Genomic DNA, 24,672 nt, shown 5'->3' with positions numbered 1-24,672 from the left:
GACCAGCCCCCACGCACGCCATCACGCCCGCCGCGACATCAGCCGCTCGACCAGGGAACCGCCCTGGTTCAGCTCGTCGAGTTCGTCGGCGAGCACCGTCACGGTCTCGCGGATCTGCTCGGGGCTATGTTCGGAGGTGATGAAGAAGCGCAGGCGCGACGAGCGCTCCGGCACCGCCGGATGGATGATCGGCTGCACGTTGATGCCGCGCTTGAACAGCCGGTCGGACAGGGTCACGGCCTTCAGCGAATCGCCGAGGATCACCGGGACCACCGCGAAGCCCAGGCTGGTGCCGGTATCGAGGCCGCGCTCGCGGGCAGTGGCCAGGAAGAGGGCTCCGTTGCGGCGCAGGCGCGCCACCCGCTCCGGCTCGCGCCGCATCAGCGCCAGCGACGCGGTGGCGGCGGCGGCGAGAGGCGGCGAGAGGCCGACCGAATAGACGAAGCCGCCGGCGGTGCATTTCAGCAGTTCGATCAGCGCCCCAGCCCCCGCGACGTAGCCGCCGCAGGAGGACAGCGTCTTCGACAGCGTGCCCATCCAGATGTCGACGCTGCCGGGGGGAACGTCGCAATGCTCGTGCAGGCCGTGGCCGTCCTGGCCGAGCACGCCGAGGCCGTGGGCGTCGTCGACCATCAGCCAGGCGCCGTAGCGCTCCTTGAGGGCGACGACACCGGCGAGGTCGGGGGCGTCCCCGTCCATGCTGTAGAGGCCCTCGATCACGATCAGCGCCCGGCGGTGCTCGTGGCGCGTGGCGTGCAGCAGCGATTCGAGGGACTGGAGATCGTTATGGGCGAAGCTGCGGCGCTGGGCGCCCGACAGCTGCGCGCCGGTGACCACGGAATTGTGGATCAGCGCGTCGTGGTAGATCACGTCGCCGGGTTCGAGCAGGGCCGCGATGGTCGCCACGTTGGTGGCGTGCCCGCTCACCATCACCACGCACGCCTCGGTGCCGTAATGCGCGGCGATCGCCTTCTCGAGGACGAGGTGGCCGGGCCGCTCGCCGGCCACGACCCGGCTCGCCGAGGCCGAGGTGCCGTAGGTGGCGAGGGCGTCTCGCGCCGCCGCATTGACCTCCGGGTGACCGTTGAGCCCGAGATAGTCGTAGGACGAGAAGTTGACGAAGGTCCGCCCGTCGATCTCCGTCGTAGCGCCAGCCTTGGCGTCGTGCACGCGGAAGAACGGGTTGCCGAGGCCGATCAGGTCGGCCGCGGAGCGCTGAAGCTTCAGTTCCTTGTAGGCCGGCAGGCTGTCGAAGCTCTGGGCCTGGGCCAGGGCCGGCTTCGGCGCCGGACGGGCCGGCGCCGGACGGACGGGAGCCTTGCCGAGGCGGGCGGCGACGAACCCTGCCAGGGCCTCGCGCCCGCCCGCGCCGTGGGAGGATCCGCTGCTCATTGGGTGATGACCTTGATGTCCTGGCTGTTCTTCTCGACCAGCGCCTGGATCGATTGCAGGGCCTCGGCGTCGGCCGCCTCCACGCCGCCATGGCGCTGCGACAGGCTGAGCACCGCCGCCGCGCTCTCGTCGACCGGCGCCGCCACCGACTGGATCAGCGTGTCGGCGAGTTCGGTCACGGTCTGGCCGCTCGACACGCCGGAGGGTGGCGCGTCGAGGCCGAAGCGCTCCTGGAGGCTCGCGCCCAGCTCGACGCCCATCAGCGAGTCGAGGCCGATCTCCGAGAGCTGACGCACCCGGCTGATGTCGTCCTTCGGCAGGCGCAGGATGCGGGCGATGTCCTCCACGATGGCATCGGAGACGGTCTTGCGGACGTCGTCGAGATCGTGGGCACGCAGCAGGGCCGGGATGCTGATCGCGGCCTGCCCGCCGGATTCCGCCTGCTGCTCCGAGCCGAGGCTGGCATAGCTCGGAGAGCGCAAGGTCGCGAGGCGCTCGCGCGCCTTGCCCCAATGCATCGCCGCGATGGCGATCACCGCATCGTCTGGCGCCGCGCCCTGCATGCCCAACGCCTCGGCCATCAGGTCGAGGGACTTGCGGGCATCGACCGGCGTCACGCCGACGCGGCCGGCGAGCGTCTCCATCACGGCCTTGTTGCGGGCCAGCACGCCCACGTCGCCGATGGCGCCCCAGGCCACCGCCAAGGCCGGCAGGCCGAGGCGGCGGCGCTGGCGGGCCAGGCCCTCCATGAAGCCGTTGGCGGCGACGTAGGAGCCCTGGCCCGGATTGCCGATGAAGGTCGTGGCCGAGGAGAACAGCACGAAGTAGTCGAGCGCCCGGTCGCGGGTGAGCGCGTCGAGATGGCCGGCGCCGATCACCTTGGGGGCGATCACCGCCTCAAGGGCGGCCGGATCGAGATTCGCGATCAGGCCGTCCTGGAGCACCATCGCACCGTGGATGATGCCGGCGAGCTTGACGCCCTTGGCCTCGACGCGGGCGATCAGGCGCTGCACCGCGGCACGGTCGGTGATATCGCAGGACTCCACCTGGACGGCGACGCCGCGGGCGGTGAGGTCGGCGATCGCCGACAGGGCCGCCTCGCCCGTCGGGGCCTTGCGGCCGACGAGGGCGATGTGGCGCGCGCCCCGGTCGGCGAGCCAGCGCGCCGCCTCGATGCCGAAGCCCCCGAGACCTCCGGTGACGAGATGGACGCGGTCGGGTGCGACCACGAAGGGCTTGGCCGTCTCGGCCGGGATCGTCCCGGCCTTCGGCGGCGCGATCACGATCTTCCCGATATGCCCCGATTGCTGCATCAGCCGGAAGGCGTCCGAGACCTCCTCGGCCGCGAAGGGCTGGTAGGGCAGCGCCTTCAGGCTGCCATCGGTGAAGAGCGCCATCACCTCGCGGAACAGCCGCTTGCCTTCCTCCGGCTGGAACTGGAGCAACTGGTCCAGATCGACGCCGAAATACGACAGGTTCCGCCGGAACGGCCGCAGGCCGATATGGGTGTTGGCGACGTAGTCGCGCTTGCCCAGCTCGACGAAGCGCCCGAAGGGCTTCAACGAGTTGAGGCTGCGCTCCATCGCCTCGCCGAACAGGCTGTTGAGCACCACGTCGACGCCGTCGCCGGTGATGCGGCGGATGTCGTCGACGAAGGCGAGCGAGCGGGAATCGAGCACGTGCTCGGCGCCGAGCGCCTTGACGAGGGCCCGCTTCTCGTTCGAGCCCGCGGTGGCGATGACCCGGGCGCCGCGCATCCGGGCGATCTGGAGTGCCGCGAGGCCGACGCCGCCGGCGCCGCCATGGACCAGCACCCACTCGCCGGCCTTGAGGCGGGCCAGCGTCACGAGGCCGTAATAGGCGGTGAGGAAGGCCACCGGCGTGGTGGCGGCGGCCTCCGGCGACAGCCCCCGGGGGGCCGGCGCCACGACCATCTCGGGCACCACGATATGGGTGGCAAAGCCCGACTGGGCGAAGGCCACCACCCGGTCGCCGGGCTTGAAGGCGGTCACGCCCGCCCCCACCGCGGCGACGCGGCCGGCGCATTCGAGGCCGAGCCGCGGGCCGGCAAAGCCATCCTCGAGGATCTCCTCGGGCAGCATCGACAGGGCCCAGAGCACGTCGCGGAAGTTCAGGCCGGTGGCCTCGACGGCGATCTCGATCTCGCCCGCAGCGGGGGCGGCGCGCTCGGCCGGGCCCCAATGCATCTCGTTGAGGCCGCCCGTCGTGCCGCGCTCCAGCCGCGCGGCCGGGGCCGCGGGACCGGACCGGCGGGCCGGACGCGCGCCCTGCGAGAAGCGCACCACCCGGGTCCGGTCGTCGTCGACCACGATCTCGGTCTCGGGCGTGCCCGACAGGATCAGGTCGCGCAGGCGCTCGGCGGCGCGCTTCGAGGAGATCGCCGTCGACAGGTCGATGCGGCGCACGTCGAGGCTCGCGACCTCGTTGGCGAGCGTCCGGGTGAAGGCCCAGACGCCTGCCTCGACGCCGCAGGCGAGCCCGCCGCGGTCGCGGGTGGCGCCGGGGCAGACCACCCAGAGCCGGGTCTGGCGGGTGCCGAGATGCTCGACGCAGCGCTTGAGCCCGAGGCAGCGCTCGCGCAGCCGCTCGGCCGGCTCGCCGCCGCGGTTGAACGCCCCGGCGAGGTAGACCACCGTGTCGGGCGTCTCGCGCTCCAGCTCGCGCAGGGACGCCTCGGAATCGAGGATGATCGAGACGTGGACCCCGCTCGCGACGAGCAGGGTCGCCAGCGACGAGGCGGTCTCGGCCGCGAACTCGTCCTCGGAGCCGATCACGAAGGCGAAGGTCTGGCCGGACGCCGCCCTCGGACGGGGCGGGGCTTCCGCCAGCAGCAGCAGGTCGTTGCCGTTGCGGGTCACCGCCCGGTCGGCCGCGACCTTGACGAGGCCGACCGCGCTCAACGCGCGCTGCCACCCCGCCACGTCGTCGAGGCGCCCGACCGGCACCGCGCCATCGGCGTCGAACCAGCCAGCGTTCAGGCCGAACACCAGGTCGCGGAACAAAGAGGCGCCGGGCTCGACCGCGGCGAACAGGCCGCCAGCCGCCAGCGACGCCGCAAGCGGCGTGAGCAGGTCGCGGGAGGCGCGGTGGAGCACGTCGCTCGCCAGCACCGCGTCGAAGGCCCCCAGCCCGAGCACCGCCGGATCCTCGACGATGGTGACGCCGGAGGGCAGGGCGAGTCGGGCGCGTTCGGCGAGGCGCCGGTCGGTCTCGAACACCGTCAGGCGCGCCTCGTGCAGGCCGGCAAAGGTCGCGACCTGGGCCGAGAGCGGCCCGAACCCGACCTGGAGCAACCGCAGCGCCCTGTCCCGGGGCAGCGACGCGGCGCTGTCCGAGAGGAGACGCATGACCGCATCGGCCGAGGCCCGCACGGTGGCGCCGCGCAGGGAGAACGCATCGAGCGCCGCCTGCGGCAGGGAAGGCGCGTCGCCGAGGGTCCCGGCCAGGATGCGCGACACCACGGCGCCAAGATCGGCGCAGAGCAGCAGCTCCGCCGCCAGTTCGGGATGGTCCGCCGCGATCCAGCGCATGATCTCGTCGGGCGCAGGCAGCGTCACGTCGGCGCGCAGGCGCCAGCGCCCGTCGCCCGCCCCTTCCGCAAGTCCGCTGACCTCCAGCGCCAGGAGCTGGTTGACGAGCCAGGGCCGCAAGGCCGCCGGGAGCCGGCGCGAGGCCGCGACGTCGACGACGCCGCCGACCGCGAGGCCGCGGGCCAGCCGGTCGGCCAGCGAGGTCGCCCAGCCTTCGAGCAGCATGTGGCCGGCGCCGAGCGTCGCCTCGCCGGTGGCCGTGACCGCGCCCGCCTGCCGGCGGACGAGGGCCGCGATGGCCGGCTGAGGCTCCAGGGCGATCGCCGTCGGCTCGGTGGCGAGTTCGGTGAACTGGCGGATCGCGAAGGCGTCGAGGTCGTTGCCGGCCTTCATGCGCAGGGCCTGGAACCGGCCCTCGCGCAGGGTGGCGATCACCTCGCCGGCCGCATCCACCAGGGTGAAGTCGGCCAGGATGCTGCGCTCGTTGCAGCGCCGGGTGCGGATCACCGCCCGGGCGATCACCGCCCCGGGCCGGACCAGCCGGATCTCGCCGAAGCGGATCGGCACGTAGGCCCGGCTCGCCGCCTCGCCGAGGAGATCGGCGAAGAGCAGGATCAGGCCGTGGAAGCAGGAATCGAGGCGCGCCGGCGCCAGACCGTAGCGCTCATTCGCCTCGGCCGGGCACAAGTCGGAGACGATCGTGAGGTCGTCGAGCCGGGCCGCGCGGGCGACCTGACGGAAGCTCGGGCCGAAGCCGAGGCCGGAGGCCCGGGCGCGGGCGTAGAGAGCCTCGCCCTCGACCGTGGTCTCGACGGGCAGGGGCGCCATGTCGCGGCCGGTCAGGCGCGGCGGCGGCGACGTCTCGCCCTCGACCAGCTTGGCGACGGCGTGGAGCTGCCACGGCGCCTGGCTCAGGCGCGGCCGTGACAGGATCTGCACCAGGTTGGCGCCCGGGGCGAACCGGGACAACACCTCGCGCACCGCGTCCTCGGCGAAGACCATCGGCTGCTGGATCTCGAGATCCGCCAGCGTCACGCTCTCCGAGCGCACGATCTCGCGGCCGACCGCCAGCGCCATCTCGGCGAAGCCCGCGCCGGGCAGGATCGCCTGGCCGTCGATGCGGTGGTCGTCGAGTTCGGGGACCGTCGCGACGTCGAGATGCGCCACCCATTCCAGCCCGTCGGGCCCCTGGCGGGCGCCGATCAGCGGATGGTAGGGCCGGGCGCTCGCCGGGTTCATCGCCTCGGCGGTCTCGGGCAGGCGGAACACCTTGCGCTGCCAGGGATAGTGCGGCAGCGCCACGCTGCCGGCCGGGTCGGCGCCGAAGGCCAGGGCGTCGTCCACCGCCGCACCGGCGGCGAGCGCCGCCGCGAGGGCGCGCCGGAAGGGATCGGTGGCCAGCGTCTTCTTCGGCAGCACGCCGACGGTGGCGCCGTCGAGGCCGAGCGGCTCGAGGCAATCGCCGATATGCGGCAGCAGGGTCGGGCGCGGGCCCACCTCGACGAAGATGCGGGCGCCGGCTTGCGCCGCGGCCTGGATCGCCGCGCTGAACCGCACCGGCTCACGGATGTTGCGCCACCAGTAGCCGGCATCGAAGGCGGTGCCGTCGAGCACGCCGCCGGTCACCGTCGAGGCGAGCGGCACGGTGCCGGCGGAGGGCGTGAGCCCGGCGAGGTCGCGCCGCAACGGCGCCTCGATCGGGTTCATCAGCCGGCCGTGGAAGGCGTAATCGAGATCGAGCTTGCGGCCGCGGCGGCGCTTGCGCGCCAGCGCCTTCATGGCGGCGTCGATCACCGCCACGGGGCCCGCCACCGTCACGGCCTTCGGGCTGTTATAGGCGGCGATGTCGAGCTCGGGAAAGTCGGCGAGGAAAGCCTGCACCTCGTCGATGGGGGCGAGCAGCACCGCCATGGTGCCGAGCCCGCGGGTCGCCTCCTGGTGCTTCGAGCGGTAGAAGATGACCTTCACCGCCTGTTCGAGGGTCAGGATGCCGGCGGCTTCCGCCGCGCCGATCTCGCCGACCGAATGGCCGACGATCGCGGTCGGCGCGAGGCCGATCGCCCGCAGGGCCGCGGTGGAGGCGGCCTCGATGGCGAAGATCAGCGGCTGCGACACGCTGGTGAGCGCAAGCCGCCGCTCCAGGTCGTCGGCGAAGAGCGCGTCCTTCAGCGACCAGCCGGCCAGCGGCCGGAACAGCACGTCGGTCTCGTCGAAGCGGGCCCGGAAGACCGGGTTGAGGGCATAGGCGTCCCGGCCCATCCCGGCCCATTGGCTGCCATTGCCCGAATACACGAAGGCGACGCCGCCGGCGCGGTCGACCGCGGTGGCGACGACGGCCGCCGGAATCTCCTCGCCCTCGGCGACCGCCCGCAGCACCTCGGCCACGCCCTGCGTCCCGAGATCGCGCAGCGGGATCGCCGCGCGGACCGGCAGGCGCTCGCGGCGATGCGCCGCCGCCGCGGCGACGCGGGCGATCTCGGCCGCGTCCGCCCCGTCGAGACGGGCAGCATAATCCTGCGCGAGGTCGGCGAGCGCCGCCTTGGTCTGGGCCGAGACCAGCAGAATCTCGGGCTCGGAGACCGGCGCCACCGGGACGCCGGCGACGGGCGCCGGGTCGCTCCGGATGGGATCTGTCAGGATCACATGGGCGTTGGTGCCGCCGAAGCCGAAGGAGTTGACGCCGGCGAAGCGCTCCCCGCTCGTGCGGGGCAGGGGCCGCAACTCGCGGTTGACCGAAAGGTTCAGCTCGTCGAACGGGATCGCCGGGTTCAGCTCGGCGCTGTGCAGCGAGGGCGGCAGCAGGTCGTGCTCCAGCGCCAGGCTCGCCTTGAGCAGGCCGGCGAGGCCGGAGACCGGCTCGGTATGGCCGATATTGGTCTTGATCGAGCCGATCGGCAGGGGCGTGGACCGGCCGCGGCCGAGCTTGCCGCCGATGGCGCCCGCCTCGATCGGGTCACCCACCGGGGTGCCGGTGCCGTGGGCCTCGACGAAGGCGATGGCATCGAGGGCGACCCCGGCCTCGCGGTAGATCTCGTCGAGGAGCGCGCCCTGCGCATAGCCCGACGGCAGCGAGATGCCGGTGGTGCGCCCGTCGGAATTGACCTTCGAGGCGGCGATCACGCCGCGCACCGTCGTGCCGTTGCGGGCGGCGGCGGCCGCCGATTGCAGCACCAGGACCACGCCGCCCTCGGCGCGGACATAGCCGTCGGCGCTGGCCGAGAACGCCTGGCACAGGCCGGTCCGCGACAGCATCGAGGCGTTGGAGAACGACACGAAGTTGAACGGGCTGACCAGCAGGTTGACGCCCGCCACGACCGCCGTGTCGATCCGGCCCGAGGCGATCGCCGCCACCGCGGCGTCGAGGGCGACGAGGGACGACGAGCAGGCGGTGTCGAGGGTGAAGCTCGGCCCCTTCAGGTCGAAGATGTAGGAGATGCGGTTCGAGAGGATCGACAGCGTGTTGCCGGTCGCCGCATAGGCGTCGCCGGAGGCGGAATCGAGCACCCGCAGGTTGCCGTAATCGAGCGAGGAGGCGCCCACGAACACGCCGATCGGGCTGCCGGCCACCGCCGACGGCCGCAGGCCCGCATTCTCCAGCGCCTCCCAGGTCAGTTCCAAGAGCAGCCGCTGCTGCGGATCCATCTGCTCGGCCTCGCGGGGCGAGATGCCGAAGACCGACGGATCGAAGGACCAGGGATCGTCGATGACGCCGGCGGCCCAGGTGTAGCTCTTGCCGCGCTCCTGCGCCCGGGGATGGCCCATGCGCTCGAGGGACCAGCGGTCCTCCGGGATGCGCGAGACGGCGCACCGTCCCTCGATGAGCATCTGCCACAGGCTGTCGACGCCCGAGGCGCCCGGAAGCCGGCAGGCCCGACCGATGATCGCGATGTCAGGACGCTGTGTCACGTTCGATTCGCACACGCTCATTTACGGAGGACCGGACGCGACGGCGCCGCACCCGGGCATTCAACCCAACCCATAGTATGAGGCCCGCGCCACGCCAACCCCGGAACGGCGCGAGCCACCGCGAGGAGGCAAGACTTGGTTCAAGTGTGGCATCGCTTCATCAGTCAAAGTCCTGCCGCACGACACAGCGCTAGGCCTGCGCACACGACACAACATCGTCATCTACAAGACTTGCCAGACTTCACACACCGTCCGGTTGAGCTTCACGCAATCCGACCCCGGCCGGGCTGCGCCTGACGCTTTAGACCTGATAAATCAGGTCGCAATGGGGCAGACTGGCGCGGCGAGCGCCCGTGCGGGCGGGGACGGTCAGAACGCCTTGAAGGTGATGATGGTGCGGGTATCCTGGATATCCGCGATCGTCTGCACATGCTCGGCCACGAAATGCCCGATATCCACGCCGTCATCGACGTGGAACTTGGCCAGCACGTCGTAATGACCGGCCGTGGAGTAGATCTCGGAGGCGATCTCCCGGTCGGCCAGGGCGCTCGCCACAGTATAGGTTTTGCCCAGGCGGCACTTGATCTCGACGAAGAAGGTCTGCATCGGCTGGCTCCCGGCGATCGGCAGGATCTCGGATCGGAAAAATTCCAAGCGGCCCGGCGTGGGCCGGCCCACGCTGCGTCCGCTCGGGTCTTGTGTGGTCGCAGACCCGGTCGCGATGGGTGCGCGATCCGTCGAGACTGGGCCGCCAGGACTTCCGGTCCCGCCGATCGAGACCGGTCAGGGCCGCCCGACGCTGGCATAGGTGAAGCCGTGGCGGCGGGCATCCTCGGGCCGGTAGACGTTGCGCAGGTCGACCAGCACCGGCTCGGCCATCGCACCGTGCAGGCGCTTGAGGTCCAGCGCCCGGAACGCATCCCACTCGGTCACGATCACGAGGGCCTGCGCGCCCGCCGCGCAGGCATAGGGATCGGCGGCATAGGCGACGTCGGTGAGCAGCGGGCGGGCCTGCTCGATGCCCTCCGGATCGTAGGCCACCACCTTGGCGCCGGCATCCTGCAACCCGGCGATGATCGACAGGGACGGCGCGTCGCGCATGTCGTCGGTGTTCGGCTTGAAGGTCAGGCCGAGCACCGCGATCGTCTTGCCCCTGACCGAGCCGCCGCAGGCCGCCACGACCTTGCGGGCCATGGCGCGCTTGCGGCTGTCGTTGACCGCCACCACGGTCTCGACGAGCCGCACCGGGCTCCCGGCATCCTGGGCGGTCTTGACGAGCGCCAGGGTGTCCTTCGGGAAGCAGGATCCGCCATAGCCCGGGCCGGCATGCAGGAACTTGCGGCCGATGCGGTTGTCGAGCCCGATGCCGCGGGCGACCTCCTGCACGTCGGCGCCGACCTGCTCGCACAGGTCCGCGATCTCGTTGATGAAGGTGATCTTGGTCGCCAGGAAGGCGTTGGCCGCGTATTTGGTCAGCTCGGCGGTGCGCCGGCTCGTCACCAGGATCGGCGCGTGGTTGAGGTAGAGCGGCCGGTAGAGTTCGCTCACCACCGCGGCGGCGTGCGCGTCGTCGGCCCCGATGACGATGCGGTCGGGACGCTTGAAGTCGGAGATCGCCGCGCCCTCGCGCAGGAATTCCGGGTTCGAGGCGACCGCGATGGCGATCTCGGGCCGGGCCTCGCGGACGATGCGCTCGACCTCGTCGCCGGTGCCGACCGGCACGGTGGACTTGGTGACGACGACGGTCGGCCCGGTGACCGCCCCGGCGATGTCGCGCGCCGCCTGATAGACGTAGGACAGGTCGGCAAAGCCGTCGCCGCGGCGCGACGGCGTGCCGACGGCGATGAACACCGCGTCGGCGCCCGCCACCGCCTCGGCAAGATCGGTGGTGAAGGCGAGCCGGCTCTGGCGCACGTTCTCGGCGACGAGCGCGTCGAGGCCGGGCTCGTAGATCGGGATGCGGCCGTCCTTCAGGGCGGCGATCTTCTCCGGCGCGGTGTCGACGCAGACGACCGTATGGCCGAAATCCGCGAAGCACGCCCCCGAGACCAGGCCGACATAGCCTGCGCCCACCATCGCAACGCGCATCTCACGTCCTCCCGGCAGCGCCGCCGCGCCGCCCCCTCGCGCATCGCTGTAGCGGTGCGGTGCAGCGTCGGCAACGGGCGCGAGCGCCGTCGTCACCAGAGACGGAACAGCGCCTTCGCCCGGGCGAGGTTGGGGTTGTAGTAGGGATCGTTGCGCAATTCGGGGCCCCAGCGCTCGGTCATGGTGGCGACCTCGGCCTCGAAGCGGGCCCGCTTCTCGGGCGTGTCCTCCTTGCCACGGCTCTTCGATTCGTGGTGCGTCAGGGCGGCGTGCGGCGTCCAGATCACGCTGTAGCCGGCCTTCCGCACCCGCAGGCAGAGATCGATGTCGTTGAAGGCGACCGCGAGGCGCTCGGCATCGAAGCGGCCGACCGCCTCGAACACCTCCCGCCGCATCATCAGGCAGGCGCCGGTCACCGCCGAGACCTCCTGGGCGATCACCATGCGGCCGAAATAGCCCGGATCGTCGGGCCCGATATCCGGGTGGCTGTGGCCGGCGACGCCGCCCACCCCCAGCACCACGCCGCCATGCTGGAGCGTGCCGTCCGGATAGGACAGCTTGGCGCCGACCGCGCCGACCCGGGGCTCGACCGCGATCGAGGCCATCTCGGTGAGCCAGCCGGGTTCGCGCACCGCGATGTCGTTGTTGAGGAACAGGAGCAGCGGCCCGGTCGCGGCCGCCGCGCCGTCATTCGACAGGCCGGAGAAGTTGAACGGGCCGGGCCGCGACAGCACCCGCACCCGCGCGTCCGTGGCGACCTGCGCCAGCAGCGCCTGGGCGGCGGGCTCGGTGCTGCCGTTGTCGACCACCACGACCTCGATGTCGGGATAGACGGTCTTGCTCAGGAGCCCGTCGAGGACGACGCGCAGCAAGTCGGCCCTGTCCTTGGTCGGGATCACCACCGAAACGCGGGGGGCCGGCTCGGGCAGGGCGCGCACCAGCCGGTTGAAGCCGAGCGGGCCGCGCTCGACCCGGTGCGGCCAGCCGCGCCGGGCCACCAGCTCCTCCAGCGCCCGCAGGCGCGCCGCCTCGGCCCGTTCGAGGAAGGCGTCCGAGAAGGTGCCGGAGCCGATCGCGGTGCGCCAGTGATACAGGATCACCGGCAGGTGGCGCACCCGGGCCGGATCAAGCCGGTCGCTCAGGCGCAGGAGCAGGTCGTGGTCCTGGCTGCCCTCGAAGCCGGGCCGCAGGCCCCCGACCGCCTCGACCAGGCTGCGGCGCACCACCGTCAGGTGGTTGAGGTAGTTCTGGCCGTAGAGCAGTTCCGGGTTCCAGTCGCCCTTGAAGTGGGGCTCGAAGCGCCGCCCCTCGGCGTCGATCTTGTCCTCGTCGCTGTAGATCAGGTCGAGATCCGGCTCGCGCCGGATCGCCTTCGCCACCTCGTAGAGGGCGTGGGGCGGCAGCACGTCGTCGTGATCCATGAAGGCGACGTAGGCGCCGCGCGCCAGCCCGAGCGCGGTGTTGGTGGCCGCCGCGATGTGGCCGTTCTCGGCCCGGCGTTCGACCCGGATGCGGGGATCCTCCACGGCAGCCCGGGCGAGCAGGCGCGGCACCGCCGGATCGGTCGAGGCGTCGTCGGCGATGCACAGCTCCCAGTGCGGATAGAGCTGCGCGCGGACCGAGCGCAGGGCCTCCTCCAGCACCGCCGGACCCGGATTGTAGACCGGCATCACCACCGAGATCAGCGGGCCATCGTGCCACTGCGCCACCTCGGCGGTGATCCGGGCGCGGTCGGATTCGCTCAGGCTGTCGAAGTGGCGGACCCAGGTGTCGTACCCCGTCAGGCCCGGCGGCACGAGGGCGCGGGCGAGACGATGCTGCGAGCGCACCCGCTTGCCGACCGCGCGCCAGAACAGCGCCTGGGCGGTGAGGACCGGCCGGCGCAGGGCCGCCCGGCCGACCAGGGCGGCGCGGCTCTGCACCGTGACGGTGAAGGCGGCGATGCTCAAGCCCGCCTCGCCGAGCATCGGCGTCAGCGTCAGGGCGGTGATGCCGGCGGGCAGCCGCCCGAGCCAGGTGAAGCGGCCATGGCCGAAGGCCCGCTCGGACAGGCTGGTGCCCTGCGGCCCCTCCGGCCCGTCCACGATGGCGGTCAGCTCGACCCGGCTGAACGCGCCGTGGTTCTCGTCCTTGAAGGCGATGCTCACCCAGCGCCCGCCGAGCCCGAGATCCGCCACGTCGAGGCGCAGGCCCTCGACGCCGAACTCCAGCCGGAGGCGGGAGAAGTCGCGCGTGACGGCGCGGCCGCGCCCGAGGCGGAGCGCGGCGCGCAAGGGGGCGGCGGAATCGGGCGAAGGAAAAGAGGTCTGGGCCGTCACCTGTCCGTGCGCCTCCGGCGGCCACCTGGTCGGCAGCGCCTCATCATCAATGAAATCAATTGGTTAGATCGGCTCGTGCGGCCGACCGTGTAGCAGGGGGGCGGCGCGGCTGGCAAGGGTTCATCCCCGCGCCTGCGGGGAACACGACGAGCCGGCGGCCTCGTTGCGCATCCGGTGCGGTTCATCCCCGCGCCTGCGGGGAACACATCGAGTGGATGGTCGAGGCGCCCTGGCACCCCGGTTCATCCCCGCGCCTGCGGGGAACACGGCTACCGGCTCGGCGAGGAGGACGTGAACGGCGGTTCATCCCCGCGCCTGCGGGGAACACTCCTTCTGGAAGCGGTTGATCCGCCTCGCGTTTTACGATGTCAAACAGCGCACCGGCGTTTCCGCTCCGTTCCGCCGGCCCAATTCGGCATCCCGGACAGGCCCAATGATGCCCCGGATCGGCCCCCGGCGCCAGAGCCCGGCGCCGACGGCTCAGAGCATGAGCCCGCGCCGTGCGCCATAGGTCAGGACGAGGGAGCCGCCATCCTCGGCCACCAGGGTGCCCTGCCAAGTGCCGTCCGGCCCCGGCTCCAGAGGGAGCAGGATCACGGCCTCGTCGAAGCGGCTCCAGCCGGACCGGGCCGCCGCGACGGCGGCGTGCCAGGACGGGGCGGGGGCGACGTGGCCGCGCAGCTTGCGGACGGCCACCGCGACCTCCGAGAGAGCCCAGGCCAGGCGGCGATCGGCCTCCGCGTGCCAGGGCACCAGCCGGCCGGCCTCGACCCGGGCGAGGCGGAGGGTCCGGCTCTCCTCGGCGAGGCGGGTCGGCACCGTCCCCTCGTCGGGCCAGGCCTGGTCGGGCCAGTAGCCGGCGGCAGCATCGAGCAGCGCGCCGCGGGCGGTGGCGCGCTCCGCCCCGGCCCGACCCAGGGCCTCGAAGTGGATCGGCAGCAGGGCCTCGGGGATGTCGGCCTCGTCGTCGGCGAAGACCGCCTCGATCGCCGGGCGCACATCCTCCGGCACGCGGAAGGCAGGGCGGGCCGCCAGTTCCCGGGCGGTGCGCCACAGAATCGCGTGGTCGCGGTAGACATAGGCCGCGCGGGGAAAGGCGGACGAGACCCAGTCGGGCGCGACGGGTCCGGCCGGATCGGGCGAGACCACGACCAGTTCCGGGCCGGGGATCGGGCGGGGCCGGCCGTCGTGGCGCCACAGGCGGCCGGCGCGCTGGAGCACCGAATCGATCGGCGCGAGATCGCTGACCATCAGGTCGAAATCGAGGTCGAGGGAACTCTCGGCGACCTGGGTCGCCACCAGGACGCCGCCGCGCCGGCCCACGGGCGGGGACTCCTTGCCGAATCGCGCCCACACCCGCGCCTCGATCGCGAGGCGGTCGCCCATGGCGAAGCGGGCATGGAACAGGTCGGGATCGAGGCCCGCCGCCCGCAGGGCCGCGGCGCCCTCGACGGCGTCGTCGACGCTGTTGCGGATCCAGGCGATGCAGGCCCCGGCTTCCGCCGCCGCGCGGATGCGGGCGAAGGCGGTCTCCGTGTCCGGCGCGCGGGTGACCGCGAGGGTGCGGCACAGGTCGCCCCGGGCGTCGAGATCCCGCTCCACCGGCTCCTCCCCGGGCGCCAGCAGGGTCGCGAGCGGGTACTCGGCCTTGGCGAGCCCGGTTCCGCCCGTCCCAACCGCGCGGCGCCAGCTCGCCACCAGCTCGGCCTTGGCGGCGGAGGGCAGGGTGGCGGAGAGGATCACGACGGTGCCGCCGCCCGCGGCGTGGAAGGCGACGAGGCGGGACAGCTCGGCGCTCACATAGGCGTCGCAGGCATGGGCCTCGTCGACGATCAGCACCTTGCCGGCGAGGCCGGCGAGGCGGACGCTGCCGTAGCGGTTCGGCAGCACCGCCAGCACCGCCTGGTCGATGGTGCCGATGCCGAGATCGGCGAGCAGCGCCCGGCGGCTCTCGCCGGCGAGCCAGGCGGTGGCGACGGCGCCCGAATCCGGCTCCTCGCCCCGGTCGGCCCCGGGCTCGGCGTCCGAAAACCCCTCGGCGGCGGCGCGGAAGCGCGGGTGCAGGGCGGCGCGGCCATGGGCGAGGGCCAGGGACGGGCGCGCGCGCTCCTCGTAGAGCCGCCCGGCATAGGGGATGACCCGGTCGACCATGGCGTTGGCGGTCGCGGTGGTGGGCAGCGCCAGGTAGAGGCCGTCCGCCCGGCCGGCGGCGAGGAGCCGGTGGGCGAGCATCAGCGCCGCCTCGGTCTTGCCGCCCCCGGTCACGTCCTCGATCAGGATCAGGAGCGGCCCGTCCGGCAGGGGCACGGTCTCGGCCCAGGCCTGGATCGCGGTCGGCGGATGGGACAGGCCGGTCAGATCCGCGAAGGCGAGCCGGGGGCCGGGCCGGGCCGGCACCAGGCCGGCCTCGCGCAGGGCCGCCTCGGCCCGCCGGCACGCCGCGTCCCAGTAGGCGGCGAGATCGGCCTCCGGCGCGGCGTAGGGAAACCACGCCTGGTTGGAGCCGATCCAGTCGGCGAGCGCGGTCAGCCCGGCGAGGAGCCAGCTCGCCTGCTTGGCCGCGGCACTGGCCGGCGCGGGCAGGTCCGGCGCCGGCAGCAGCGCCTCCACCGCCGCCCAGTAGGCGAGGGCGGCCGAGGCGGCGGCCGGCGGGAAGAAGGGGCGCCAATCCTCGGGCTGCCAGTCCTGCGGCACCGGCACCGGGCGGCCATGATGCCCGAAGATCGGCTGGAGCAGGGCGTTGCGCGCCCGGGGCGTCCAGCCGCGCATCAGGCCGGAGGGGGCGGAGCGGTCCATCAGCAGGCCGCCGACGAGGCGCAGGCCCGCCGCCGGATGGCCCGGATCGGGAGGATGCGACGGCGCCGGCGGCAGATGCGCGGGGTAGAGCGCCGGCACCTTGGCCTGGAACTGGGGCGAGAACTTGCCGATGTCGTGCAGGGCCAGCAGGTGCAGCCACCACGCCTCGAAGGCCGGAACCTCGACCCCCAGCCCCGCCGCCAGGGCCCGGGCCGCCCGGGGCCGCGCCCGCAGCAGCGCCCGCCCGGACGCCGCCACGTCGAGGCCATGGGCCCAGGCCGGGTGGAAGGCGTGGGCCGCGCTTGGGTCGTGGGCCGCGCTTGGGTCGTGGGCCGCGACTCGGCCGGGCCGGGCCTTGCCCCAGAAGATCCGCGCCGCGTGCTCCCGCATCGGGTCCATGGGTCTGGCCGCTCCTCGACTCGCCTCGTCGCCAGCCCATGATCGGCCCGCCGGGCCGGGGCCGTCGAGAGCCGGCAATGGAAAACGGCGTTGCCGCAGGAACCCGCTTGTCACCCGCCGCGGCAGCCTCTATACGCCGTCTCACACCGGAGCCGCGCCTTGCGGCGCCGAGGGCGCGTAGCTCAGCGGGAGAGCACTACGTTGACATCGTAGGGGTCACAGGTTCGATCCCTGTCGCGCCCACCATCACCGTTCCGAATGTCAGGGGTTTCCCTCGGAGCGGCACCGGGCCGAATGGTCCGGATGGCGTGTAAAACAGAAGGGCCCCTCGTTGTGAGGTGGCCGATCCAGGCTGCAGGCACATGCCGTGCGGGCCGATGGGCGCGTAGCTCAGCGGGAGAGCACTACGTTGACATCGTAGGGGTCACAGGTTCGATCCCTGTCGCGCCCACCATCGTCCCTGTTCCTGCCGACAGCCCACCTCGACGACGAGGATCTCCCTCATGACCGATCAGGATGTGGGGATGGCCTTCGCCACCCTGGCGACCGCGCTCGCGGTCGCGCTGCACAAGCAGGGCGTCGCCGACGGCGAGGCGCTGCTGGCCGAGACCGTCAGCACCCTCGAAGCCGTGCTTCAGGACGATTATCCGGACAACGCCCGCGCGATCCTGTCGGCCTGCGCCCGCTCGCTGCGGGCGGCCGAGGGCTGACGGGGCCGGCCCCAAGTGGGCAGGATCCTCCCGGGCGGGATGGTTCGTCCGCCGGTGCTCCGGGAGACCGGCCCCGACTGTCCTCCCCGCCGACGCGGAGGGTCGCGAGATCAGTCGCGATCAGGGCGATCATCTGCGCCGGAGCGCCCCGGTCCGGGGGCAACGGCCACACGCCGATCGCAACACCACTCGGGCGGCAAGAAAAAGCCCGCCAAGCCTTTGACTTGACGGGCAAACGCTTTGGCTGGGGGACGTGGATTCGAACCACGACTAACGGAGTCAGAGTCCGCTGTTCTACCGTTAAACTATCCCCCAACGAGGCGGTTCGCACTTGAGATCAGAGGAAGGATCCATCTGTCCGGGATGGCGCGGCACCGCGTCGGTGCGGTGCTGATAGGCTGGTTCGCCGGACCGGTCAAGACCTTCTTGCGGGCCTCGCACGACGGGCCGGCAACAGGGGACGACGACGGATCGGATCGCGGCGACGCCCCGATCGGCGGGAAGGTTTCGGCGGGATGGCGGCCGGCCGCACCGTTCTCCCTGACCGGCCGGGAAGTCTGAGTCGGTGACTGCGGCGGTGCAACAGGCCGGGCGCGCGGCGCGTGACCATCGATGCGACAGCCGACGGCGGGGAGAAGACCGATCCGCCGCAACCAAAGGCCGCCCGCGATACACAGGTTTTCCTTGTAGATGGCATGGTTGCACTTGATGAAGGTGCATCTCTCCCGATATGCCTGGACGACTCGGAGCGTGCCGGGTTCTCAGATCGGGATGGAACCTCGTGTCGGACGTCAACCTGGAGCAGCAGTCTGAGTTCGTCGGCCTCGCAGCCGACATCGTCTCGTCTTATGTCGCGAACAACAATCTTCAGGTCGCGGAGCTGCCGGGATTGATCGCCTCGGTGCACGCCTCGCTGGTGGCGCTCGGCCAGCCGGCGGCGCCGGCGGTCGAGGAGACCCGGGCGACCCCGGCGCAGATCCGCAAGTCGGTCACGCCCGACCACCTGATCAGCTTCCTCGACGGCAAGCCCTACCGCTCGCTCAAGCGCCACCTCACCTCGCAGGGCCTGACGCCCGCCGATTACCGGCAGAAATTCGGTCTGCCGCACGATTACCCGATGGTCGCGGCGAGCTACGCCGCCCAGCGCTCGGCTCTCGCCAAGAGCCTCGGCCTCGGGCAGCGTCGGCGCGACGCCGCGGCGGCGATGCCTGTCGTGGTCGAGGAGCCCACCCCCGTGGCGCCCGCAGCCCCCGCGGTGCCGGAGGAGAAGCCCGCCGCCCCGCGCCGCCGTTCGCGCAAAGCCGCGGCCGAGTAGGATGGAACTGGCCAATCCCTGGCGCCAGGCCCGCGCCCGCCGGCTGCCGTCGCGCCAGCAGGTCCTGCTGCTCGTCACCGGCGCGATCATCGCGACGGTCGGCATCGCGCTGGCCGGCGGCGACTGGGTGGGGCCATGGCTCGGATGAGGCACGGACGCCCCGCGGCAAGCCTGGCCGCGCTCCTCTTGGTGGCCGCCTCCGCCACGGCCGCGCCGACGGCCGGCCCGGCGGACAAGCCGGTCTCGGCGGCGGCCGCCATCCGGGCCTGCACCGGCAAGGACCTGCCGGAATATCTGAAGGGCGCGTGCCTGGACGACACCGCCAAGGCCCTGCGCGAGCGCCTCGGGATCCTGGTGGAGCGCAAGCTCGCCGCCATCGCGGCGGTCGCCGCCCGGCCGCCGAGCCCCGGCAGCCTCGCCGGCCGCGAGGATGCGGAGAACTGGCGCAAAGCCTTCCTCGCCGCGCAAGCCGCCTGGGAGGAGTATTTTCGGCGCCATTGCGACAGTCTCTACGACTTCGACTACCATGGCGGCTCGGCGGCGGGGCAACTCGCCTCGTCGTGCAAGATCCGGCTGCTCGCGGCGCGGATCGACGAGATGCGGGAGTGAGACCAACGGTCGTTGCACACGACCTTTGGTTCCGTTCTCGCATTGTCGCCAAGCCCACAATCCCGGACATCCGGGCGTGGCATCGACACGTTGAGACGGGTCGACGGCCCCGTCGATCCCGGGCCTGCCCGAGATCGAACCGATGTGTCAGCATCCTGGGCCGTTGGGATCACGCCCGATGCGTCACCCGGGGCTCCGCCAGGACGGGCCAGGGATGGGCCGCCTCGACCGCCCGCGAGGCCGCGAGCACCCGGGCATCGGCCCCCATCGGGCCGACGATCTGAAGACCGACCGGCAAGCCCGCTTCCGTCAGACCGCAGGGCACGGTCGCGGCCGGCTGGCCGGTGAGGTTGAAGGGATAGGAGAACGGGGTCCAGTTCAGCCAGTCGTCGCCGAAGGGTCCGTCCGGCGGCGTCAGGTGGCCGGCCGTGAAGGCGGGCGTCGCGAGGGACGGCGTCAGGAGCAGGTCGTAGGTCCGGTGGAACCGCGCCATGGCGGTGAAGAGCGCGCCGCGGGCGTTGAGGGCGGCGACGAAGTCGGGCGCCGCGATCTCGCGCCCGCGCTCGGCCGCAGCCGTCAGGGCCGGCTCGACGAGGCCGCGCTTCTCCTCCGGGATCGCCCGGAGCACGCACCAGGCGCCGACGAGCCAGATCCCGTTCAGGGTCTCGACCGGATCGGAGAAGCCCGGATCGGCCTCCTCGACGATCGCGCCGAGATCGGCAAAGCGCCGGGCCGCCGCCTCGGTCAGCCGCGCCACCTCGGGATCGACGGTCGTGGCGAAGCCGAGCCGCGGGCTCCAGGCGACGCGCAGGCCCCGGACCCCGTCCTCCAGGCCGGCGAGATAATCCGGCGGCGCGACGAGGGACGCCGCCATGTCGCGGGGATCGGGCTGGGCGATGGCCTGCATCATCAGGGCGGCATCGCGCACGCCCCGGGTCATCGGCCCGAGATGCGCCACCGGCCCGAAGGGGGAGGGCGGAAAGGCCGGCACCCGGCCGAAGCTGGGCTTGAGCCCGTAGATGCCGCAGAAGGCGGCCGGGATGCGGATCGAGCCCGCCCCATCGGTGCCGATATGCAGCAGCCCGAGATTGAGCGCCGCCGCCGCCGCCGCCCCGGCCGAGGAGCCGCCGGTGGTGGTGCGCGTGTCCCAGGGGTTGCGGGTCGAACCGGTATGGGTCGAATCGCCAAGCCCTTTCCAGCCGAATTCCGGCATCGTGGTCTTGGCGAGCGGGATCGCGCCGGCCTCGATCAGGCGGTCGACGATGGGGGCGTTCTCGGCGGCGGGCGTGTCGGCGGTCGTGAGCGAGCCGCGGCGCATCGGGTGGCCGGCCCAGGCGATGTTGTCCTTGACCGTGACCGTCACGCCGTCGAGGGGGCCGCGCGGCTCTCCCCTGGCCCAGCGCGCCTCGGAGGCGGCTGCGGCCTCCATCGCGCCGTCGCGGTCGACGAGCACGAAGGCGTCGAGGTCGGGGCCGTACCGGTCGATGCGGGCCAGGGCATCCGCCACCACCTCCCGGGGCGAGAGCGTGCGGTCGCGGTAGGCGTGGAGCGTGGCAGCGCCGTCGAGGTCGCGGATCTCGGTCATCGAATCTCCCTCGGTCGCGTCAGGCCGCCGGGTAGGTGCGCCCCTTCCAGGTGGCGACCCCCGCCCGGCGCGGACGCAAGAGCGCGTTCCATTGCAAGGCCAGCGCCAGCGCCACGGTGAGCGGATGGAGCGCGATCGTCCAGGGGTCTTCGCGGGTGGCGAGCGTGATCGCCGCGCGGGTGCCGAGGGACAGGGCGAGGGCTGCCGCCGCCACGGGCAAGCTGCCGGCGCCGAGGAGCGCCGCGATCACGAGCGGCAGGGGCAGGACATGGCCGCCGCCGAGCAGCAGGGTCCAGACCGGGAGCGCCCGCGGCGTCGCCAGTCCCTCATGGGCGTTCTTCGAGAAGCCCGCCCAGGCTTGGCGGAAATCCGTGTACATCCGGCAGGTCGCGAGGTCGGACGCCGCCACGAGGTCGGTGGCGAGGCCGGCCGTGCGGAAGACCCGGGGCAGGCGCACGCCGTCATGCAGGCTCTCGCGGATCGCCCCGTGGCCGCCGACCCGGCGATAGGCGTCCGCCTCCACCAGAACCAGCTGGCCGCAGGCCGCCCCGAGGGCGGGATCCCGGAGGCGGCGCATCAGCGCGATCGGCAGGTAGCCGAGCAGCAGGAGGTTGATCATCGGCACGGTCAGGCGCTCGCCCCATGAGGCGGTGACCTGACGGGGCACGCCGCTGACCAGGGCCGCGCCGGCCGCCACGGCCGCACCGGCCAGGAAGGCGGCGCCGCGGGGGGCGAGGCGCACATCGGCATCGATGAACAAAAGGTGGCGCCCGGCGGCGGCCGCGGCCAGGACGTGGCAGGCGTGGTTCTTGCCGGTCCAGCCGGGGGGCAGCGGCGGCACCGCGATCAGGCGCAGGCGCGGATCCCGGGCCGCCATCGCGGAGACGATCGCCGCCGTCGCGTCGGTCGAGTGGTCGTCGGCGACGATCACCTCGATCGGCACGCCGGTGCTGGCGAGCGCCGCCGCGAGCGTCGGGCCGATATTGCCGGCCTCGTTGCGGGCCGGGATCAGGATGGAGACGAGACCGTCCGGCACGGGCGCCCCGGGCTTGCCCCGCAGCGCCAGCAGGTTGGCGAGCGCGAGCCAAGCCGGCAGCAGCGCCAGGGCGAGGGCGAGGAGCGCCAGCACGGTCACGGCGCCCGTCCCTCGCGATGGCCGGCGACGAAGCGGCGCCCGGTGACGGCCGCCATCATCCGGTTCCAGGCATCGTAGACGCCGCCGACCCCGCGCTGCCCGTCCAGCAGGGAGATGAAGCGGGCGGGGTCGCGGCTCCGCACGTCGGCGCCGAGGCGGTCGAGGGTGGCGGTCAGGTCGGCCTCCAGGCGGGCGAGGCGATCCGGGCGGGGCAGGGCGAGGAGGGCGCGGGCGGGAATCCCCGGCCCGAAGGCGGCGCAGGCTTCGGCCCCGCGCTCCTCCCAGAAGGCGTAATCGAGGGCGAGCGGCACGACCAGGGCGTCGGGCGCCAGCTCGGGCAGCCGCGTGACGCCGGGGCGGAGCCCCAAGGGCCGCTCGCGCACGTCGCTGAAGCGGCCCTGCGCGGTGATCCACAAGACCCGCCCCGGCCGCTCCAGGATCCTGCGGGAGGCGGCCAGGAAGGCGGCGGCACCCCGGGGCGAGTCGAGATCGACCCCGAAGGCGCCCATCCGGGAAAAGATGCGGTAGCGGGCCAGCATCGCGGCGTCGAACGGCGCGTAGCTCTCGGCCTCCGGGAAAAAGCGCTGCGCCAGCAGGATGATGATCGCCGCGTCCCACCAGGCCGGGTGGTTGCAGTAGATCACCACCGGCCCGGGCGGCGGCGCGGCGGGGGGCTGGCCCCAGCCGGCCAGCCGCACGGCATTGAGGTGGCGCTTGGCGTAGCGGGCGAAGTAGAGCCCCATGAAGCGCCAGACGAGGGGGGAGCGGGCCGCGACGGGGTCCGGCGGCAGGCCTGCCCGCCCGGAGGCGTCGGCCCGCCCGGTCACGAGGCCGCCTTCAGGTCCTCGGCGGCACCCCGCGCATCGTGGTCGAGAGCATCCGCGGCGATCCAGCCCGACATCATCACCATCGGCATGCCCGGCCCCGGATGGGCGGCGCCGCCGGCGAGATAGAGGCCGCGCACCTCCCGCGAGCGGTTGCCGGGCTTGAACGCCCCCATGATCCGGCCGTGGGAGGCCAGCCCGTAGATCGCGCCGTTCAGCACCTTGTAGCGGGAATGGATGTCCGCCGGGGTCAGGTGGCGTTCGACCACGATGCGCTCCTCGATGTCCGGCATGCCGGCGGTGCGCTTCAGCTTGTCGAGGATCTTCTGCCGGTAGGCCGGCAGCATCCGGGACCAGTCGTGGTGCGGGCGGAGGTAGGGCGTGTGGACCAGGACGTAGAGCGCCTCGCCGCCCTGCGGCGCCACCGACGGGTCGGTCACGCTCGGCGCCGCCAGATAGGCGGTCGGGTCCGGCGCCGGCTCGCCCTTGCGATAGATCGCGTCGAACTCCTCCTCGGGGTCGCGCGAGAACACGAAGTCGTGGTGGGCGAGGTGATCGTAGCGCTTGTTCAGGCCGAGATACAGCACCACGCCCGAGCAGGCCGGCTCGAAGCTGCGCTTCTCGTAAGCGCGGCCGACCTCGCCGCCGACCAGCTCGCGGTAGGTCCGCACCGCGTCCATGTTGGAGATGACGCGATCATAGGGCACCACGCTCCCGCCGACCCGCACGCCCTTCACCGCACCGTTCTCGATCGCCACGCCCTCGACGTCGCTGTTGGCTTTCAGCGTCGCGCCGAGGTCGCCGGCGAGCCTCATCAGCCCCTCGGCCACCGCCCTTGTGCCGCCCATCGGGTACCAGACGCCGTCGGCGGTCTGCATATGGGCGATGGCGCAGAGCACCGCCGGCGCGCCGTAGGGCGAGGAGCCGACATATTGCACGAAGTGGTCGAGCATCTGGGCGAGGCGCGCGTCGCGCACCTTGCCCCGGATCGTCCCGGCGACCGAGGCGTGCATGCGCAGGGAGAGCACGTCGCGCAAGGTCCCGGGATTGAGGTTGGCGCGGATGTCGATCGTATCGAACAGGTCCTGCACCGGCTTCCAGAAGAAGAACTTTTCGGAGATGCCGTGCAGGTGCTCGGACAGGGTGAGGAAGCGCCGGTAGCCCTCGCCGGCCCCCTGGCCGGGGGCGAAGCGGTCCATCTCCGCCGCCATCGTGGCGACGTTCTCCATCAGGTCGATGCGGCTGCCATCGTCGAAGAAGCAGCGCCATTGCGGGTCGAGGCGGCGCAGGTCCATGTAATCGTGCACCGAGCGGCCGGACTCGGCGAAGATGCGCTCCAGCACCCGGGGCACGGTGAGGATCGTCGGCCCCATGTCGAAGCGGAAACCGCCCTCGTGCAGCACCGCCGCCTTGCCGCCGATCCAGGCATTCTTGTCGTAGAGAGTGACGTCGTGCCCCCGCGACGCGGCCACGCAGGCCGCCGCCAGACCGCCCAACCCGCCGCCGACCACCGCGACCGAGGACCCCGCCATCATGCCTCTCCCGAGCGGGCGAGAGCGCCCGCTGCCGATAAGCTAGGCCCGGAGAGGTTGGGGTCAACGCGCCGGCAACGGCGCACGTTGCCGCGCCGGGGGCATTCCGTGCGGTCGGGGACCCGGACCCGGGCCCGGCGGGTTGATCCGGCAGAGAGCGGCCCGCCGCACCGGAGACCTCCCGCCATGAAGACCACCGTCATAAGGCCAGTCTTGCTGCCCGTCTTGGGCCTCGGCCTCCTCCTCGCCGGCCCGGCGACCGCCCAGGAGGCCCTCGACATCACGGTGAGCCCGCGTGCGACGAGCCCGGGTGCCTCCCCGGCCGATCCCCTCTCGACCGGCAGCGTCCGGCCGCTGCGGCCCAACCCGAACGTCACGCCGAGCAACCCGATGGGCGTCGTCGGCTTCGACGGACCGCCGGGCGGCACCACCAGCGTGATCGGCGACGACGGACCGCTGCCCCCCGGCTCCCCCGCCGCGACCCCGGACGCGCCCTTCGCCCGGCCCTGAAC

General features: G+C 72.7%; 16 protein-coding genes and 3 tRNA genes. 8 read left to right on the top strand and 11 right to left on the bottom strand.

The features are described from left to right. Positions 1–21 precede the first annotated feature (21 nt). From VP06_RS17040 to cas3, 6 genes are all read right to left on the bottom strand, one after another. A complete protein-coding gene (locus VP06_RS17040; RefSeq protein ID WP_048464974.1) occupies positions 22–1,392 on the bottom strand; it encodes an aminotransferase class I/II-fold pyridoxal phosphate-dependent enzyme in 1,371 nt (456 codons plus the stop codon). Further along, on the bottom strand, positions 1,389–8,849 hold the full coding sequence (locus tag VP06_RS17035; RefSeq protein ID WP_156295650.1) for a type I polyketide synthase: 7,461 nt from the start codon (positions 8,847–8,849) through the stop codon (positions 1,389–1,391). The genes VP06_RS17040 and VP06_RS17035 overlap by 4 nt, the downstream gene beginning before the upstream one ends. A 369-nt stretch (positions 8,850–9,218) precedes the next feature. Further along, on the bottom strand, positions 9,219–9,455 hold the full coding sequence (locus tag VP06_RS17030) for an Lrp/AsnC ligand binding domain-containing protein (protein ID WP_048426071.1): 237 nt from the start codon (positions 9,453–9,455) through the stop codon (positions 9,219–9,221). 177 nt (positions 9,456–9,632) lie between these two features. Further along, positions 9,633–10,937: a UDP-glucose dehydrogenase family protein gene (locus VP06_RS17025; RefSeq protein ID WP_048464972.1), complete on the bottom strand. Its 1,305-nt coding sequence runs from the start codon at positions 10,935–10,937 to the stop codon at positions 9,633–9,635. Between the two features lie 92 nt (positions 10,938–11,029). Continuing rightward, positions 11,030–13,147: a glycosyltransferase family 2 protein gene (locus tag VP06_RS17020; protein WP_048464985.1), complete on the bottom strand. Its 2,118-nt coding sequence runs from the start codon at positions 13,145–13,147 to the stop codon at positions 11,030–11,032. 588 nt (positions 13,148–13,735) lie between these two features. Continuing rightward, positions 13,736–16,450 carry a CRISPR-associated helicase Cas3' gene (cas3, locus tag VP06_RS17015; RefSeq protein WP_156295649.1) on the bottom strand — a complete coding sequence of 905 codons (2,715 nt, stop codon included), beginning with the start codon at positions 16,448–16,450 and terminating at the stop codon, positions 13,736–13,738. Between the two features lie 171 nt (positions 16,451–16,621). Here cas3 and VP06_RS17010 point away from each other — a divergent pair. The 3 genes from VP06_RS17010 (at position 16,622) to VP06_RS17000 (ending at position 17,160) form a co-directional block, all read left to right on the top strand. Then, positions 16,622–16,696: transfer RNA gene (locus VP06_RS17010), tRNA-Val, on the top strand. A 133-nt stretch (positions 16,697–16,829) separates the two neighbouring features. Then, positions 16,830–16,904: transfer RNA gene (locus VP06_RS17005), tRNA-Val, on the top strand. A 49-nt stretch (positions 16,905–16,953) separates the two neighbouring features. Then, on the top strand, positions 16,954–17,160 hold the full coding sequence (locus VP06_RS17000) for a hypothetical protein (RefSeq protein WP_048464971.1): 207 nt from the start codon (positions 16,954–16,956) through the stop codon (positions 17,158–17,160). Positions 17,161–17,401: 241 nt separating this feature from the next. Here the strand turns inward: VP06_RS17000 and VP06_RS16995 are convergent. Continuing rightward, positions 17,402–17,475: transfer RNA gene (locus tag VP06_RS16995), tRNA-Gln, on the bottom strand. Between the two features lie 48 nt (positions 17,476–17,523). Here VP06_RS16995 and VP06_RS16990 point away from each other — a divergent pair. The 4 genes from VP06_RS16990 (at position 17,524) to VP06_RS16980 (ending at position 19,084) form a co-directional block, all read left to right on the top strand. Further along, the gene (locus VP06_RS16990; RefSeq protein WP_048464970.1) at positions 17,524–17,721 is read left to right on the top strand and encodes a hypothetical protein; all 198 of its coding nucleotides are present in this window, start codon (positions 17,524–17,526) and stop codon (positions 17,719–17,721) included. Between the two features lie 220 nt (positions 17,722–17,941). Next, a complete protein-coding gene (locus VP06_RS16985) occupies positions 17,942–18,475 on the top strand; it encodes a Ros/MucR family transcriptional regulator (protein ID WP_048464969.1) in 534 nt (177 codons plus the stop codon). 1 nt (position 18,476) lies between these two features. Next, positions 18,477–18,623: a hypothetical protein gene (locus VP06_RS36450; protein ID WP_156295648.1), complete on the top strand. Its 147-nt coding sequence runs from the start codon at positions 18,477–18,479 to the stop codon at positions 18,621–18,623. Continuing rightward, the gene (locus VP06_RS16980) at positions 18,620–19,084 is read left to right on the top strand and encodes a lysozyme inhibitor LprI family protein (RefSeq protein WP_048464968.1); all 465 of its coding nucleotides are present in this window, start codon (positions 18,620–18,622) and stop codon (positions 19,082–19,084) included. Before VP06_RS36450 ends, VP06_RS16980 begins: the two co-directional genes overlap by 4 nt. Positions 19,085–19,253: 169 nt before the next feature. On the opposite strand, the gene VP06_RS16975 is transcribed toward VP06_RS16980, so the two are convergent. From VP06_RS16975 to VP06_RS16960, 4 genes are all read right to left on the bottom strand, one after another. Continuing rightward, a complete protein-coding gene (locus VP06_RS16975; RefSeq protein ID WP_048464967.1) occupies positions 19,254–20,669 on the bottom strand; it encodes an amidase in 1,416 nt (471 codons plus the stop codon). A 19-nt stretch (positions 20,670–20,688) separates the two neighbouring features. After that, positions 20,689–21,804, bottom strand: a complete 1,116-nt coding sequence (locus tag VP06_RS16970; protein WP_048464966.1) for a glycosyltransferase family 2 protein — start codon at positions 21,802–21,804, stop codon at positions 20,689–20,691. Continuing rightward, the gene (locus VP06_RS16965; protein WP_156295652.1) at positions 21,801–22,547 is read right to left on the bottom strand and encodes a lysophospholipid acyltransferase family protein; all 747 of its coding nucleotides are present in this window, start codon (positions 22,545–22,547) and stop codon (positions 21,801–21,803) included. Before VP06_RS16965 ends, VP06_RS16970 begins: the two co-directional genes overlap by 4 nt. An 80-nt stretch (positions 22,548–22,627) precedes the next feature. Further along, on the bottom strand, positions 22,628–24,163 hold the full coding sequence (locus tag VP06_RS16960) for a phytoene desaturase family protein (RefSeq protein ID WP_048464964.1): 1,536 nt from the start codon (positions 24,161–24,163) through the stop codon (positions 22,628–22,630). A gap of 183 nt (positions 24,164–24,346) precedes the next feature. Here VP06_RS16960 and VP06_RS16955 point away from each other — a divergent pair, with 183 nt between their 5' ends. Next, complete coding sequence (locus VP06_RS16955; protein ID WP_048464963.1) at positions 24,347–24,670, top strand: hypothetical protein; 324 nt, start codon at positions 24,347–24,349, stop codon at positions 24,668–24,670. The last annotated feature ends 2 nt before the right edge of the window (positions 24,671–24,672 follow it).

The sequence above is a fragment of the Methylobacterium aquaticum genome (assembly GCF_001043915.1).
GTDB lineage: Bacteria > Pseudomonadota > Alphaproteobacteria > Rhizobiales > Beijerinckiaceae > Methylobacterium > Methylobacterium aquaticum.
Note: the sequence above shows the minus strand (reverse complement) of the source record. Positions and strands in the feature narration are given on the sequence as shown.